Here is a 16,820-nt window from a genome sequence, read left to right on the forward strand (position 1 = left end):
TAATTAATCAATGTCTACCACAGCCGTTACTGCGCCTATGCGCAACTATCGCGGTCGCTTTGCGCCGTCACCTTCTGGACCACTTCATTTTGGTTCTCTTGTGGCGGCTGTGGGCAGCTACCTTGACGCGAAAAGCAACCAAGGCACTTGGTTAGTCCGTATTGAAGATATCGACACCACACGTGTTGTAGACGGCGCCGCTAAAGATATTCTCAATACCTTAGAAGCCTATGGTTTGTTCTGGGATGAAGACGTAGCCTATCAAACTCAACGCCATGACTTGTATGCGCATACCATTAATAATCTAAATAACCAGCACCTAATTTATGCTTGCCACTGCTCGCGCAAAGAAATTAAAGCGCTTGGCGGTATTTATCAAGGCCATTGTCGTCATTTAAAGCATAGTCAGAACAGCAGCGCACTGCGTTTAATTCAGCAACATGCTACATGCCAATACCATGATCTCATTCAAGGTGAGATAAATGTAGCTCATGATCTCGCCCACGAAGATTACTTAATAAAGCGCAGTGATGGGCTATTTGCTTATCAACTAGTGGTGGTCGCAGACGATATTGCCCAAGGTATCACTAATGTCGTACGCGGCGCAGACTTGCTTGAACCAACCGCACGCCAATTGAGTTTATTTAAACAATTAGCTGCCACGGCCCCCCATTACGCACATTTACCATTAGCAGTCGCTAAACCTGGGTTTAAATTATCAAAACAAAACTATGCCCCAGCTATTAGCAAAAGTAACCCCAAACCGGCTTTGCTGAGTGCATTCGAATTTTTAGGGTTGGCGCCAAAGGATGAATTACTTGAACTAAATATCGAGCAAATGCTAGCTTGGGCAGTCGACAATTACAGCTTGCAAAACGTCCCTAAAATGACACAAATTCAAATTTCGCAAAACCCGCACAGTCATACAACCGCCTTTACGCATTTAAACAAATAAAAATTCACTAAAAAGGGCTAATTTTAAGGCCTTCAACTTAATTTTTAAGCTGTGCTGGTATATGATAGCCCACCTTAAATGTGCAATTCATTTAATTAATACCAATTGCGTTAAGGTTGTACACTATTATAGCAACAGTCAAGTAGCTCAATAACAGGATAATAATTTCCAGCATCGTTATGCTAGAAAATTTTAACCCTAGCAATGACTGTTTAACTGACTAGAATGAACAAGACTCTAATACCATAGGTATTACCAAGTAAACGCAACACATGTGCAGTTAATAGCAAAGTGAAGCTATACTTGGTTTGATTTTGATGGCGTCCATCAAATAACCGAATTCTGTAGGAGACAGATTATTATTTCCAAGCTTTTTCAATTTTGTCGGCAAATTATTGGCCCAACCGCCTCTGTAACAGCCGAACATACCCAAGTCTCTGCGCAGCCTTTAATAGTTGGACGCAATGAGCATGGTATTTCTCGTAAACAATTTAGCCCAAATGCAATCAAGGTATTATATCGCCTGAAAGACGGAGGCTTTGATGCCTACCTTGTTGGTGGTTGCATTCGTGATATTTTGTTAGGTCAACAACCAAAAGATTTTGATGTGGTCACCAATGCCACTCCTGATCAGGTTAAAAAGCTATTTCGTAATTGCCGCTTAATTGGCCGTCGCTTTCGTTTAGCACACATTGTTTTTGGTCGTGAAATAATCGAAGTGGCCACCATGCGTGGTCATCACGAAGCGCCTGAAGATAAAAACCAAATTAGCCAATCGAGTGACCAAGGACAACTGCTGCGCGATAATGTTTTTGGTAGTATTGAAGAAGATGCTGAACGCCGCGATTTTTCAATCAATGCGTTATATTATTCAATTAATGATTTTTCAATCCATGATTATGCTAATGGCTTAGCAGCTATTAACGCTCGACAAATCGAGATGATTGGTGATCCAGCAACCCGTTACCGCGAAGATCCTGTACGTATGCTGCGCGCAGTTCGCTTTGCAACCAAACTCGATATGTCGATTGCACCGGCAACCGAGCAACCATTAAATGAATTAGCAAGCCTGTTAGATAATATACCTGCAGCGCGGTTATTTGAAGAAACACTGAAACTGTTTTTAAATGGCAAGGCCGAAGCAAACTTTTTAATGCTACGTAAATATGGCCTTTTCAAATCATTATTTCCAGCCCTTGATAGTATTTTAGATAGTAATCCTGATGGCTTAGAATTCGCTTTAATTCAACAGATGTTCCGTAATACAGATGAGCGTATTAATGCGGAGAAAAAAGTAACTCCAGCATTTATTTTTGCTGCATTGTTATGGTTCCCATTATTGCAGATCACTAAAGCACTGCAAGAACAAGAGCAACTATCTGAATACGATGCTTTCGCTCAAGGTATGAACAAAGTACTCAGTGATAATGCCCAACATATCGCCGTACCAAAACGCTTTACCCTTGGCGCTCGTGATATCTGGCATATTCAACACCGCTTAGATAAACGCTCAGGACAACGTGCATATCGCCTGACACAGCAACCACGCTTTAAAGCTGCGTATGACTTTTTACTTTTGCGCGTACAGGCCGGTGAAAAACAGCATCAGCAATTAGTTAACTGGTGGACTGACTATTTAAAACAAGACATCAATGGTCAAAAAGAGCTAGTTAAAGCGTTAGGTACGCAAGGCGCAACAAAAGGCCGTCGTCGTACTCGCCGCCGCAGCCCAAAACCAGCGGCTGAATGATCATGGAAACCGTCTACCTTGGTTTAGGGGCTAATTTAAACGCCCCTCGTACTCAGCTAGATCATGCTGTTGCAGCACTGCGTGCATTGGCTGATTGCGAGTTTATTGGTGTATCGCATTATTACGCTAGTAAACCGATGGGCCCGCAAGATCAACCTGACTACGTTAACGCTGTTGCGGCGCTAAAAACCACGCTATTACCTGAGCAGTTGCTTGATTTAACACAACAGATAGAACTTGAACACGGTCGAGTACGAAAAGCACAGCGCTGGGGGCCGCGCACCTTAGATATTGATATTTTATTATTTGGTGATCAAGTCATTAATAGCGAGCGTTTAATTGTGCCACATTATGGTCTAACTGAACGCGAGTTTGTGGTTTACCCGCTACTTGAAATAGCCCCAAATATTACGCTGCCAAATGGTATATTACTTCACAGTATTAGCACTAATTTGGCACTAAACGAATTACAACAATTACCTCTGTAATTAATTTCAGGCCGTTGCCTACGAGGATACTATGTCTAAAATAACCGTTTCTACGCTTAATAAAATGAAAGCAGACCAACAAAAAATCACGGCATTAACGGCCTACGATGCCAGCTTTGCAAAGTTATTTCATGATAACGGCGTAGACGTTATTTTAGTCGGTGATTCGTTAGGCATGGTGTTACAAGGTGGCGACGATACACTGGCTGTCACCAATCAAGATATTGCATATCATACTCGCAGCGTACGCGCCGGGAGCCGTGATTTATTCGTCATTGCAGATATGCCATTTATGACCTACTCAAACCCAGCCGAGAGCTGTAAAAATGCAGCAGAATTAATGCGAGCTGGCGCTAACATGGTCAAACTTGAGGGGGGCGAATGGCTGTATGACTCAGTTGTTGCGCTGACTCAACAAGGTATACCGGTATGTGGACATTTAGGCTTAACACCGCAATCAGTACATGTGTTTGGTGGTTTTAAAATCCAAGGCCGTAGTGAACAACAAGCACAAAAAATGATTAGCGATGCTCAGGCGCTTGCCGCGGCAGGCGCACAAATGCTGGTTCTTGAATGTATTCCATCTGAACTTGCCAAATTAATTACTGACGCGGTTAATATTCCTACCATTGGTATTGGTGCAGGTAATCAAACTGATGGCCAAATTCTAGTCATGCATGACTTAGTTGGCATTTCAGCAGGTTACATCCCTAAATTTTCTAAAAACTTTTTACTCGAAACAGGCAATATGCCGGATGCGGTTAAAAAATATTGTAGCGACGTTAAAAGTGGTGCTTTTCCAAGCACGGAACATGAGTTTAAATAATGCAGTCGATCACTGAAATAAAATCATTACGTAGTCAAATTAAAGCATGGCGCCAAGCAGGGCTTAGTGTAGCACTAGTGCCAACTATGGGTAATCTACATCAAGGGCATTTTTCACTCGTTGAGAAAGCCAAAAACATGGCTGATAAAGTCGTGGTTAGTATTTTTGTAAACCCAATGCAATTTGGTGTCAACGAAGATCTTGATAACTACCCGCGCACCCTCATTGCGGATAAACAAGGACTGGCAGAGCTTGGTACTGATATTGTATTTACCCCAAGTGTGGAAGCCATTTACCCTAACGGTTTAGATGCGCAAAGCTTTGTCGATGTGCCAAATATATCAATGGGTTATTGCGGCGGATCACGTCCAGGTCATTTTCGCGGTGTAGCAACGGTGGTTACTAAATTATTTAACTTAGTACAACCTGACTATGCGTGCTTTGGTGAAAAAGACTATCAACAGTTGCAAGTGATTAAAACCATGGCTCATGACCTGTCAATTCCAGTAGAAATTATTGGCGTTGCAACCAGCCGTGAAGTGTCTGGGTTAGCTATGAGCTCTCGCAATGGCTACTTATCAGAAGCTCAAAAAGAAACAGCGACAGTGCTATTTAAAACCCTTAATTGGAGCGCAGAACAGTTAAACTCGGGGCTGCGTGATTTTGACGACATATGCCGACAAGCAAAGCAGCAACTAGAGCAAGCAGGGCTCAAAATTGACTACTTTGAAATAGCTCAGCGCGATACCTTAAAAAAAGCTACACTCAATGATAGTCAACTAGTGATTTTGGCGGCAGCCTTCTTAGGGCCAGTAAGGCTAATAGACAATCTGCTCGTTGATATTACATAACAATAATTGGGATAAGCATGAATTCATTATTAAAATTATCAAGCATTTCGCTGTGTATAGGCATATTAGCTGGGTGTCAAAACCAAATAGAAAATCCAGAAATGCAGCAATGCGCACAACAGAATTATCAATGTGAAGTGAACTGCGAACAGCAAAGCACCGGCGAAGGCATGGTATATAAAGTATGTAATACTAAATGTATTGAAGCCTATAACCAATGCAAAGCAAATGCCCAAGCATTAGGTAATGTGCAATAACTAATGTTAACTTGCCAATTATCATGATTGGCAAGTTTCCTCCCTCCCAGCGCCTACTTTAGGCAAACTTTCTACATCCAACCATCGTGATTTTTCTGCCATTCACCTTATAGCAAGGTTTACTCTAGTAATATCTACTGACATTAGTAATAAGTAGTCATACATTGCGTGTAATTATTTTCAGTTTATACAAAGAAAGTACACCCTCTACGATACTAGTAAATATAAAGTCATTGAAATATATAAGTTTATTTTAGGTTCGTTTTTTGCAAACTTGAATTCAACTAACTAAAGCATTTTAAAATTAACCAGATAACGGCTAAAGGAAAAAACCTCATGGAAACGATAACGCGGGCAGCTCTGTATCCATCATTTAAAACGAGGGTATTATTAGGTGCATTATTAGCCTTGTGTGCATGTAATGTCAGTGCGGCAGAACAACCAATAACAAAATCTGATGCGGATACTGCTGATGCTGTACCAACTACACAGCCAACTTTGCTTACAATCCCTTCTGAAAAATTATTTGCGGTGGTAACAGCTAGAGCCAAACAACTGGCTGCCAAAGACTACGTAGCAGCTCCCGTAATTGCTGTTGATGCGTTAAATAATATTAATTATCAGGACTATCGAGCGATTCGTTTTCGTCAAGATCATGCGATCTGGAAAGATGAAAGTTTATATGAGGTACAGTTATTCCATCCAGGTTTTCTCTATAAAAACCCTATCGCGATTAACACAGTTGATGCTGATGCAAAGGTAAAAAATCTACCATTTAAAACTGATTACTACCGCTATGATGGCACCGCAGCACCACTTGAGCAGGAAATTACCGCGGCTTTAGGCACCACTCAGTTGGGGCATGCCGGTTTTAGATTACACTTTCCTCTAAACAATAACGACTACAAAGATGAAGTTGCTGTATTTCAAGGCGCTTCATATTTTCGCATAGTGGGCCCTGATCAAGTGTATGGTATTTCAGCACGTGGCCTAGCGATTGATACAGCACTCAGCTCTGGTGAAGAGTTTCCAGTATTTAAAGAGTTTTGGTTAGTTAAGCCAAAACCTGAAGACACACATATTGTGCTATATGCATTACTTGATAGTCCTTCTGTTACTGGCGCATATCGTTTTGAGATCAGTCCATCAACAGCAACTGAAGTAACAACTAAAATGCAAATATTCGCCCGAAAAGATATCAAAAAACTAGGTATAGCACCGCTTACAAGCATGTTTTACCACGGCGAAAATAGCACTAAATTCTTTGATGATTACCGACCAGAAGTACATGACTCTGATGGTTTACTAATGCAATCACAAGACAATAAATGGGTGTGGCGTCCGCTAAATAACCCTAAACAGCTTAGTGTAACGTCATTTGGTTATGACAATCCAAAAGGTTTTGGACTAGCACAGCGCGACCGTGAGTTTAATAACTATCTCGATACTGAGGCACATTATCATGCCCGCCCAAGCCTGTGGATTGAACCACAAGGACAATGGGGAAATGGTCGAGTTGAGTTAGTAGAAATACCGACTGATACCGAGACCAATGACAATATCGTTAGCTATTGGGTACCAGAGCAACCACTTAAAGCAGGTGAAACACTTAGTTTTAGTTATAAATTGTCAACATTTAACGCGGCGCTTGCAAGCCAAGATAAAGCCCGAGTTTTACGCACTCGCATTGGCAGTGCTGCATTACCCGGTGAAGAAAATCCACCACCAAAAAGTCATCGCCAATTTACGGTTGACTTCACTGGTGACAATATTAACAACTTGTCAGCCAAACTAAAATTGCTTGCTAATTTGACCCTAAATTCAGGTGAAATAAGCGATAAAACAGTTCAACAATTACCAAATAATGAAGGATGGCGTGTTGCTTTTAAAGTCGCGCCAGAGGGCGGTAAGCCTGTAGACATGCGCTTATCATTAACACTACGTGACAAAGAAGTTAGCGAGGTATGGAGTTATGTCTGGTATCCAAATGACGTCGAGTAACAGTACAATGCCTTTTAAAAAGACTCGTGTATGGCTTTTTTCACTGTTAGTGTTAGCCATCTCAGCTTATGGTATGTGGATCATGTTTGATATTTTAAATTCAAATGGCATGACCCCGCTTGAGTATGCATTACTTGCGCTGTTTTCAATTACCTTCACTTGGATTGTGACCGCATTTTGCAGTGGCTGTATGGGATTTATTTTACAATTATTTAGAATTGACCCGCTGACACTGACGCGCCAAAAAGCAATCGAAATTGATCAGCAAGCATTGAGTAAAACCAGAACTGCTGTCGTTATGCCTATCTACAATGAAGATACGCAGCGAGTTATCGCAGGTTTTGAAGTGAGCTTACGTTCACTGATAAAAACAGGCCAATTTGCGCATTTTGATTTCTACTTATTAAGTGATACACAAGATAAAGAAATAGCTAACAATGAGCTAAAAGCGTGGCATGCCTTGACCGAACGCCTAGGTGATTTTGCCAAACAAACTTTTTACCGCCGCCGTGAAGATAACAAACACCGTAAAGTAGGTAACTTAACTGACTTTTGCGAGCGTTGGGGCAGTAAATACGAGCACATGATTGTACTTGATGCAGATAGCATCATGACGGGTCAGTGTATGCTTGAGCTCACCAGCAGCATGATCAACAATCCACAAGCTGGGCTTATTCAAACGATTCCGATCCCTGTTAGGCAAGATACCTTCTTTGGTCGCTTTCTACAGTTTGCGTCAGTACTTTATAGTCCAATGCTAGCAACCGGTTCAGCTTTTTGGCAGACTAATCACGCTAATTACTGGGGCCACAATGCCGTCATTCGGGTTAAAGCGTTTATTGATTGCTGCGGTTTACCGGTGCTCAAAGGTAATGCCCCTTTCGGCGGCGAAATTTTAAGTCATGACTTTGTCGAAGCATCATTACTGCATCGTTCTGGCTGGGATGTATTATTACTCAGTGATATACAAGGTAGCTACGAAGAAGTACCGAGTAATATTTTAGATTACGCTATTCGCGACAGGCGTTGGGTGCAAGGCAACATTCAACATTTAGGTTTGTTACCTGCGTCGGGTTTAAAAATAATCAGCAAGCTGCACTTTTTATTAGGTGCAACGGCATATATTTCATCATTAATTTGGTTATCAATGTTAGTGCTAAGTACCATAGATGCGGTCACCCGCGCACTAAACAGTAATGTCTATTTTAATCAGGCATATCAATTATTTCCGACTTGGCAAATAGCAAAAACAGAATTAATTAACTCGTTGCTTTTTGTCACAATTGTGTTGTTATTATTACCGAAATTAATGGGGATTATTGTCACACTGATCCATCGTAATAAACAATTTGGCGGCTCATTTAAATTAATTTTAGGCTCAATCATTGAAACCGTGTTTGCCATTATTATCGCCCCGCTGATGATGGTTTTTCATAGCTACTTTGTGGTGTGTGTATTTTTAGGTAAAAAAGTAACGTGGGACGCCCAGCCTCGATCAGGCCGCATGGTTCCGTGGCAAGAAGCGATAGGTTACACATTACTATCAACCTTAATCGCCTTAGCTTGGGGCGGTATTGCTTATTACTTTACGCCTGTATTCTTTTGGTGGTTATCGCCGATTTTAGTTGGATTGATCTTAGCAGCCCCAATTGTACGATATTCAAGTAGCATAGGCTTAGGCGTTAAATTACGTAAAATGGGCATATTTATTTGCCCGAGTGAAGTTGATAATAACGACACCCTTGCAGCCTTACGTGTACATGAGCAAGAAATAGCATTACCGAATGATGATGTTGCTAACTTTACAATCCCTACATTGGGGCAAGAGCAATCTAGCGTAATGCCAATTCAGAGCTTTAAGCGCCAAGGTTTAAGTAAACGTAAACGCGTTTTAAATGCCCATCAACAGCTCAAAAAGAAACTATTTAACTAACCTGAACTTAGTTGATATAAAAAAACCGCGCAATTTACATTGCGCGGTTTTTTATTAACTCATAGTTGGCGTTAAGTTTAAAGAAGACCTAGCTTCTTAAGTTCGCCCATTGCCATCTTGCCAGAAAGTGGTACATAACCATCTTTCTCTACAATTTTTTGGCCATCTTGTGATAACACCATTTTTAAGAACTCTGCTTCAATAGGTGCAAGCGGTTTATTCGGGTGTTTATTCACATAAACATATAAAAAGCGCGACAGTGGGTATTTACCTGTTGCTACATTTTCAAGTGTTGCATCAACAAAGTTATCGCCTTTTTTCGCCAGTGGTACAGTACGTACGCCTGATGTTTTATAACCGATACCTGAGTAACCAATTGCATTCACTGATGAAGAAATTGATTGCACTACCGATGCTGAACCTGGTTGCTCGTTCACGTTGTTACGGAAGTCACCTTTACATAGCGCTTTGTTTTTAAAGTATCCGTAAGTACCAGATACAGAATTACGGCCATAAAGCTGAATGTCTTTTGCAGCCCAATTCCCCGTTAAACCTACATCACTCCAACGAGTCACATCTGCATCAGCACCACATTTACGAGTTGAAGAGAAAATCGCATCGATTTGGTCGATACGTAAACCTTCAATTGGATTGTCTTTATGAACAAATACTGCCAATGCATCAATCGCTACACGTACTTCGGTAGGTTTATAACCGTAACGTTTTTCAAACGCTTCGATTTCTTTTGATTTCATTCTGCGGCTCATCGGGCCAAAGTTTGCTGTGCCTTCTGTCAATGCCGGTGGCGCAGTAGATGAACCAGCCGCTTGAATTTGGATGTTCACATTTGGGTAAATACGTTTATATTCTTCAGCCCAAAAGGTCATCATGTTGGCTAAAGTATCAGAGCCCACAGATGAAAAATTACCTGAAATACCACTGGTTTTTTGATACTCAGGAATAACTGTATCTACTGCCATTGCTTGTGCAGATACAAATGTTGTTACTGCCACACCCATTGCGGCTACTAGGTTTTTAAATCTCATTAGGTTGCTCCGATTTTGTTCGTCTATTTCTTAACTGTCGTCTACTCTAAAGAGAATAGATGACAGTTAGATTACTCTAAAATGACACTTTTATGACTTTGGGCTTTTTGGCTCAATTATTTAATAGCACTGTTTTTTCACGACTAAAAGCAAACGAAAAACATGATCCTTCGCCTAATTTACTTTTAATTATCAATTGGCTATCGTGACGAGTTAATACATGTTTGGTGATGGCTAAACCCAGCCCTGAGCCACCGGTTGTACGACTACGCGCTTTATCAACCCGATAAAAACGCTCAGTTAAACGATTAATATGCTCTGGTGCAATACCATCGCCATTATCAACCACTGAAAAGTACGCTTGATTATCTTTTAGCTGCCAGCTTACGGTTATTTTACCGCCCGCCTTGGTGTAATGAATGGCATTAAACACTAAATTAGAGAAGGCACTGCGCAGCTCCTCTTCAGCGCCTTTTATATCGACGTTAGCATCAATATCAAATATCAACTCATGCCCTTTGTCTTGATTCAATGATTGTGCTTCAGTCCTAATATAGCTAAGTAACTGCGGTACATTGATCGCTTTATCATTATCTTGACGTCGAGCGCCTTCAATACGTGATAACGACAATAGCTGATTTACCAAGCTATCCATGCGTTTACACTGTTCAAGCATAGTACCTTGTGCTTTATTCCACATTGCCGGTGGTGGCACCATATCGCCATCAAACATTTCTAAGTAACCTGTAACAACGGTTAATGGCGTACGTAGCTCATGAGATACATTGGCCACAAAGTCTTTGCGCATTTGCTCAAGTTGCTTCAGTCGCGTGACATCACGCACAACAACCATTAATTGTGAGCTGGCATATGGCATTACCCGAAACTCTAAAACTTGCTCAACACTGTGACCACTTTCAAGTTCTAATGCTTCATCAAACAATTCCGTTTGCATGTATTTCGCAAATTTAGGATCGCGAATAAGGTTGTCAAGCCGTTGACCATGATCCGCTGGCCACTGTAATCCAAGCACTTTTAAAGCTAGTTGATTACACCAAACAATACTTAAATCACGTTGTAGAACAATAACCGCATCAGGCACTGCTTCTGCGCCATCGCGAAAACGACGGATCAAATCAGCTAATTCATTACGTTTTTTACGGTTGCGATGTTGTAAATGGTAGATCCCTTCAAATACTTGCTCCCATGCCCCCTCGCCTTCAGGTGGATTAAAACTACGTTGATTCAATAGCCAATCACTGAGCCGATAGAGTTGATGATAATGCCAAACAAGCAGTGAAAAAGATCCTAAAAATAAAAGCAAAAATGGCGCACCAATAAGCACGCCAATTAATAATAAAGGTAGGAAATAGATAAACAGACGCTTTGCTAACGCCTGCTTATTAACAACTCGATACATACACTCACTTTACCTTAGAGTAAGTAAATTTAAGCCAAAATTAGTTATTGGCTTGGTCATCTCCATGACTCTTATAATTTACTGGAAAAACGATAGCCTGCACCACGTACAGTTTGTACTAAACGGTCATGACCAAGCGGTGCAATCGCTTTGCGTAAGCGACGAATATGCACGTCTACGGTTCTATCTTCAACATAGACATTAGTCCCCCATACGTTATCTAGTAGCTGTTCACGGCTATAAACACGTTCAGGATGAGTCATAAAGAAATGCAATAAGCGAAATTCTGTCGGTCCCATATCCAACTCGCTACCTTCAGAGGTAACACGGTGTGAAATAGGATCAAGACGTAAACCATGTACATCAATCGCTTCTTCCAATGAAGTAGGCGACACACGACGAATAACGGCTTTAATACGCGCCATTAATTCTTTTGGTGAAAATGGTTTAGTAACATAATCATCAGCACCGACTTCAAGACCGCGAACTTTATCTTCTTCTTCGCCGCGAGCAGTCAGCATAATAATAGGAATTTGGCGAGTATATTCACTTTGCTTAAACTTTTTAGCAATTTGAATTCCACTACCACCTGGTAGCATCCAATCTAATAACACCATATCTGGATAAGGCTCTACCATCGCTGCAATGGCTGAATCGTAATCTTCCGCTTCAATTGCTTGAAAACCATTTTGCTCTAATACAAAAACCAGCATCTCTCTGATCGGTGCTTCGTCATCGACGACAAGTACTTTACGTGACATTCCAATTTATCTCTTTCGTTATCGAACTAGTTTTCATTATTATGACTAAGTATGACATTTTTATGAAAGTGTAACGTGTAAATCGAAATGCGGGGTAAAAAATGCAAAATAAACCCTTTTAAGGTACAAAGTTAGCATACATTATCAAATTTCACATTTAAAAATCATACTTTATAATTGCTACATTACTACTTTGTATTAAATTCCCCTTTCAATAATCAACTATACAGTATCACGATGTAAGCCACGAAAGCATCTTCACACTCTAACTCAATTAAAACGCCTATTAACATCGGCGATCATTAACAGAGATCAAAATCCTACCAAGTTTCATTTCAGGGATCATTCGTTTACCAACCGAGTTAGATCTGGGATCAGTGTTTTACCTAGCCAAAGCCATAAGTTGTTGATCATTTATACAACAAAGCTTTGAAATGGCTATTTTTATAACAAAACCTCTGCCAATCAAGCTGATCCTTAGTAAAAATCTGATCCCAACAAAGCACAGTTAGTAAAGCAATGATCCCAAAGCCCCTGCTTGGTAAAATAATGATCTTTTACGATCAGGCATAAAAAAGCCAGTAGCTTTAACACTACTGGCTGTTTTATAACTTAATAAATTAAATTATTTAATTTTCGGATCTAATTCACCCGTTAAATATTTAAGGTGCATCTCATCAAGTGAGATTGGTTTGATCTTACCTGCTTGACCCGCTGTACCAAATGACTCATAACGTGCAACACAGATCTCAGTCATTGCTTTTGTCGCTTCAGCTAAATACTTACGTGGATCAAAGTTTGCTGGATTAAGCGCAAGATGGCGACGAATAGCCCCTGTAGATGCTAATCGTAAGTCTGTATCGATATTTACTTTACGCACACCAAACTTAATTCCCTCAACGATCTGCTCAACTGGCACACCATAGGTTTCTGGGATCTCACCACCATATTGGTTGATGATCTCAAGCCATTCTTGCGGCACTGATGACGAACCGTGCATAACTAAGTGAGTGTTAGGAATACGTGCGTGGATCGCTTTAATACGATCAATCGCCAAAATATCATCCGTTGGCGGACGTGTAAATTTATACGCGCCGTGTGAAGTACCACACGCAATCGCTAAGGCATCAACATGGGTTTTACTTACAAAATCGGCCGCTTCTTCTGGATCGGTTAGCATTTGGTCTGTGGTTAGTTTACCTTCAGCACCAACGCCATCTTCTTCGCCAGCTTCGCCAGTTTCAAGTGAGCCTAGCACACCTAACTCGCCTTCAACAGACACACCACAAGAGTGTGCAAGTTCAACAGTTTTACGCGTTACATCAACGTTATACTCATATGATGATGGTGTTTTACCATCGCTCATTAACGAGCCATCCATCATCACTGATGAAAAACCTAATTGAATTGAACGTTGGCAAACGCCAGGTGAGGTACCGTGATCTTGATGCATTACCACTGGAATATGTGGCCACTCTTCAATCGCAGCTAAAATCATATGACGTATAAATGGGGCACCAGCATAGGCACGAGCGCCAGCTGAACCTTGTACAATTACTGGGCTGTTAGTTTTGTCAGCCGCCATCATAATAGCGCGGATCTGCTCTTGGTTATTAACGTTAAATGCTGGTACGCCATAACCATGTTCAGCTGCATGATCAAGAAGTTGTCGCATACTGATTAAAGCCATTTGGTATTCTCCAAATTGTCGATAGCTGCGCACGCGCAAAACTACCTAGTTCGAACGGAATAGTTGAGTTCGGTGCAATCACTGCACCTCGATAGTATTGGCTCTTGCCAAATTTACCGTCATACAAAACCAGCTATTAAATAAGGGTGAGAGGTATTTAATATCTGATCATACTCAGTGTAGTTAGCAGCCTAAACTAACAATTGCTAACTACATTGAGTAAACGCTAATTACTTAGCGCGTTGTTCAAGCATAGCAACTGCTGGTAATTTTTTCCCTTCTAAAAACTCAAGGAAAGCACCACCGCCAGTTGAAATATACGAAATTTTATCGGCAATGCCGTATTTATCAATCGCTGCTAACGTATCACCGCCACCAGCTATTGAGAACGCATTTGAATTAGCGATTGCTTGAGCAATAGCACGGGTGCCATTACCAAACTGGTCAAATTCAAATACACCTACTGGACCATTCCATACAACAGTACCTGCATTAGCAATAATTTTTGCAAGTTTGCTCGCTGTATCTGGGCCAATATCAAAAATCATATCTGTGTCTGTTACTTCGCTAACATCTTTTAATGTTGCAACGGCTGATTCTGAAAACTCATTGCCAACAACCACATCAGTAGGTACTGGTATTTCACCATTATTACTTTTAGCAGCCGCACTTAGCTTATTTGCTTCATCAATTAGGTCAGCTTCGTATAATGACTTACCAACCGGGTAGCCTGCCGCAGCAATAAAGGTATTTGCAATACCGCCACCAGTGACTAATTGATCAACAATCGTTGAAAGTGAATCAAGTACTGTTAGTTTAGTTGATACTTTAGAGCCGCCCACAATCGCCACTAATGGACGAGCGGGGTTATCAAGTGCTTTACCTAATGCCTCTAATTCAGCCGCCAATAGTGGGCCTGCACAAGCAACATCTGCAAATAAACCAACGCCATGGGTAGACGCTTGAGCACGATGGGCGGTACCAAATGCATCCATTACATACACATCACATAATGCAGCAAGCTTTTTAGATAACGCTTCGTCATCTTTGCTTTCGCCAACATTAAAGCGTACGTTTTCAAAAACGACCACTTCATTATCAGCAATTTCAACGCCATTTAAGTAATCTTTTTCAAGACGTACATTTTGTTCAAGTGCTTCATTAAGGTAATCAACAACTGGCGCTAAAGAAAACGCTTCATCATATTCCCCTTCCGTAGGGCGGCCTAGGTGTGACATAACCATTACTTTAGCGCCTTTTTCAAGGGCTAATTTAATACTCGGTAATGCAGCACGAATACGTGCATCTGAGGTCACTTTACCTGCTTTTACTGGTACATTTAAATCTTCACGAATTAACACGCGTTTGCCGTTTAAATCTAAATCCGCCATATTTATGACCGACATGGACTTCTCCTTAGTTAACGATACTGACTTGAAATATATAGGTTTTATTTTTAGGTTTGAACTTTTATATTAATTACTTGCTGCCATCATCACTCGTGCTGTATCGAGCATTCTATTAGCAAACCCCCACTCATTATCACACCACACTAACAACTTTATCAGTCGTTTATGACTGACTCGTGTCTGTGTGCCATCTATAATACAAGAATGTGGGTCATGATTAAAATCAACCGAGACCAATGGCTCTTCGGTATAACTTAAAATACCTTCTAGGCGGTCTCTCGCTGCTGCTTTTAATACCTTATTTACCGCTTTTAAATCAACATCGGCGTTGACAGTCACACTCAAATCCATCGCAGTAACATTGATAGTAGGTACTCGCACCGAAATAGCTTCAAAGCGGCCATGGAACTTAGGTAAAATACGCTCAATACCGCGAGCTAATTTAGTATCAACGGGAATAATCGACTGACTCGCAGCGCGGGTACGACGTAAATCATGATGATAAGCATCAATTACTTGCTGATCATTCATCGACGCATGAATAGTCGTAATCGCCCCTGATTCTATACCAAAGGCATCATCAAGTACTTTAATCACCGGTACTATACAGTTTGTGGTACATGATCCATTAGAGACAATCGTATGCTCAGCGAGTAGTTCATCATCATTGATACCATAAACAATAGTGGCATCAACATCCGCATCTGCGGGCTGAGAAAATAAGACTTTCTTTGCGCCAGCATCAAGATGTAATTGCGCATGTTCACGAGAGTGATACACACCAGTACATTCTAAAACCACATCAACATCAAGTAACTGCCAAGGTAATTCACGCGGGTTTTGTTCTGCAAATAAAGCAATTGTATCGCCCGCTACCGATAAGGTGTCTTCACCTAAAGTAACTGGAAACGCAAAACGGCCATGAGACGTATCATATTTAAGAAGATGAGCGATCCCTTGAGGATCAGCAAGTTCATTAATCGCAACAATTTTGATCTCGTCGCTTAAGCCCGATTCATAAAGAGCGCGAACAATATTTCGACCAATTCGACCAAAACCATTGATTGCAAGTTTGATTGCCATGAAGAAGAAAATCCACTCTAGTTGCTTGCAGATAAAGGCAACCTGCCTTTTAGATGCGCGTATTGTAATCGACCTTTGTCTTGATTATAAGAGGGAAAGTTAAATAAATGTTTTAAGCCCGCTTTTGATGCTGCAATTTTGGTAATCGACCTTTGTCTTGATTATAAGAGGGAAAGTTAAATAAATGTGTTAAGCCCGCTTTTGATGCTGCAATTTTGGTAATCGACCCAGGGCAAGAGCATGAAAAAAGTCTATGATTTCAATACCTTTTCAAGGTAATCTGTACTGCGCATAGCTTTTTTCTGTTTTGCGGGCATGCCTTTATTAAAGCTTGTTTCTGCTTTTAGCTG

14 protein-coding genes are annotated in these 16,820 nt (G+C 40.9%); 8 read left to right on the forward strand and 6 right to left on the reverse strand.

Features of this window, described 5'->3' with window-relative positions:
* Positions 1-10: 10 nt before the first annotated feature.
* The 8 genes from gluQRS (at position 11) to mdoH (ending at position 9,061) form a co-directional block, all read left to right on the forward strand.
* Entirely contained in the window at positions 11-955 is a 945-nt protein-coding gene (gene gluQRS, locus H5183_RS12250) for a tRNA glutamyl-Q(34) synthetase GluQRS (protein WP_182731801.1), read from the forward strand.
* 391 nt (positions 956-1,346) lie between these two features.
* Positions 1,347-2,705: a polynucleotide adenylyltransferase PcnB gene (gene pcnB, locus H5183_RS12255; RefSeq protein WP_246175570.1), complete on the forward strand. Its 1,359-nt coding sequence runs from the start codon at positions 1,347-1,349 to the stop codon at positions 2,703-2,705.
* Between the two features lie 2 nt (positions 2,706-2,707).
* Positions 2,708-3,193 carry a 2-amino-4-hydroxy-6-hydroxymethyldihydropteridine diphosphokinase gene (gene folK / locus H5183_RS12260; protein ID WP_145235378.1) on the forward strand — a complete coding sequence of 162 codons (486 nt, stop codon included), beginning with the start codon at positions 2,708-2,710 and terminating at the stop codon, positions 3,191-3,193.
* Between the two features lie 31 nt (positions 3,194-3,224).
* Positions 3,225-4,019, forward strand: coding sequence for a 3-methyl-2-oxobutanoate hydroxymethyltransferase (gene panB / locus H5183_RS12265; RefSeq protein WP_145235375.1), 795 nt, complete (start codon positions 3,225-3,227; stop codon positions 4,017-4,019).
* Positions 4,019-4,870, forward strand: a complete 852-nt coding sequence (gene panC, locus H5183_RS12270; protein ID WP_145235373.1) for a pantoate--beta-alanine ligase — start codon at positions 4,019-4,021, stop codon at positions 4,868-4,870. Before panB ends, panC begins: the two co-directional genes overlap by 1 nt.
* Before the next feature lie 17 nt (positions 4,871-4,887).
* Entirely contained in the window at positions 4,888-5,127 is a 240-nt protein-coding gene (locus H5183_RS12275) for a hypothetical protein (RefSeq protein ID WP_145235371.1), read from the forward strand.
* 336 nt (positions 5,128-5,463) lie between these two features.
* Entirely contained in the window at positions 5,464-7,128 is a 1,665-nt protein-coding gene (locus tag H5183_RS12280) for a glucan biosynthesis protein (RefSeq protein ID WP_257325401.1), read from the forward strand.
* On the forward strand, positions 7,100-9,061 hold the full coding sequence (gene mdoH, locus H5183_RS12285; RefSeq protein WP_182731802.1) for a glucans biosynthesis glucosyltransferase MdoH: 1,962 nt from the start codon (positions 7,100-7,102) through the stop codon (positions 9,059-9,061). The genes H5183_RS12280 and mdoH overlap by 29 nt, the downstream gene beginning before the upstream one ends.
* A 77-nt stretch (positions 9,062-9,138) precedes the next feature.
* Here the strand turns inward: mdoH and H5183_RS12290 are convergent, their stop codons facing one another.
* The 6 genes from H5183_RS12290 to epd all read right to left on the reverse strand — a co-directional run bounded on the left by H5183_RS12290 (position 9,139) and on the right by epd (position 16,470).
* Positions 9,139-10,107: a PstS family phosphate ABC transporter substrate-binding protein gene (locus H5183_RS12290; protein ID WP_145235368.1), complete on the reverse strand. Its 969-nt coding sequence runs from the start codon at positions 10,105-10,107 to the stop codon at positions 9,139-9,141.
* Positions 10,108-10,219: 112 nt separating this feature from the next.
* Positions 10,220-11,527, reverse strand: coding sequence for a phosphate regulon sensor histidine kinase PhoR (gene phoR / locus H5183_RS12295; protein ID WP_149982118.1), 1,308 nt, complete (start codon positions 11,525-11,527; stop codon positions 10,220-10,222).
* Between the two features lie 71 nt (positions 11,528-11,598).
* A complete protein-coding gene (gene phoB / locus H5183_RS12300) occupies positions 11,599-12,288 on the reverse strand; it encodes a phosphate regulon transcriptional regulator PhoB (RefSeq protein ID WP_145235364.1) in 690 nt (229 codons plus the stop codon).
* Between the two features lie 625 nt (positions 12,289-12,913).
* Positions 12,914-13,978: a class II fructose-bisphosphate aldolase gene (fba, locus tag H5183_RS12305; RefSeq protein WP_145235361.1), complete on the reverse strand. Its 1,065-nt coding sequence runs from the start codon at positions 13,976-13,978 to the stop codon at positions 12,914-12,916.
* Between the two features lie 230 nt (positions 13,979-14,208).
* The gene (locus H5183_RS12310; RefSeq protein ID WP_145235359.1) at positions 14,209-15,384 is read right to left on the reverse strand and encodes a phosphoglycerate kinase; all 1,176 of its coding nucleotides are present in this window, start codon (positions 15,382-15,384) and stop codon (positions 14,209-14,211) included.
* A 69-nt stretch (positions 15,385-15,453) separates the two neighbouring features.
* Positions 15,454-16,470 carry an erythrose-4-phosphate dehydrogenase gene (gene epd / locus H5183_RS12315; protein ID WP_145235357.1) on the reverse strand — a complete coding sequence of 339 codons (1,017 nt, stop codon included), beginning with the start codon at positions 16,468-16,470 and terminating at the stop codon, positions 15,454-15,456.
* Positions 16,471-16,820: the final 350 nt, after the last annotated feature.

Source organism: Pseudoalteromonas sp. SR44-8, assembly GCF_014163635.1.
GTDB lineage: Bacteria > Pseudomonadota > Gammaproteobacteria > Enterobacterales > Alteromonadaceae > Pseudoalteromonas > Pseudoalteromonas rhizosphaerae.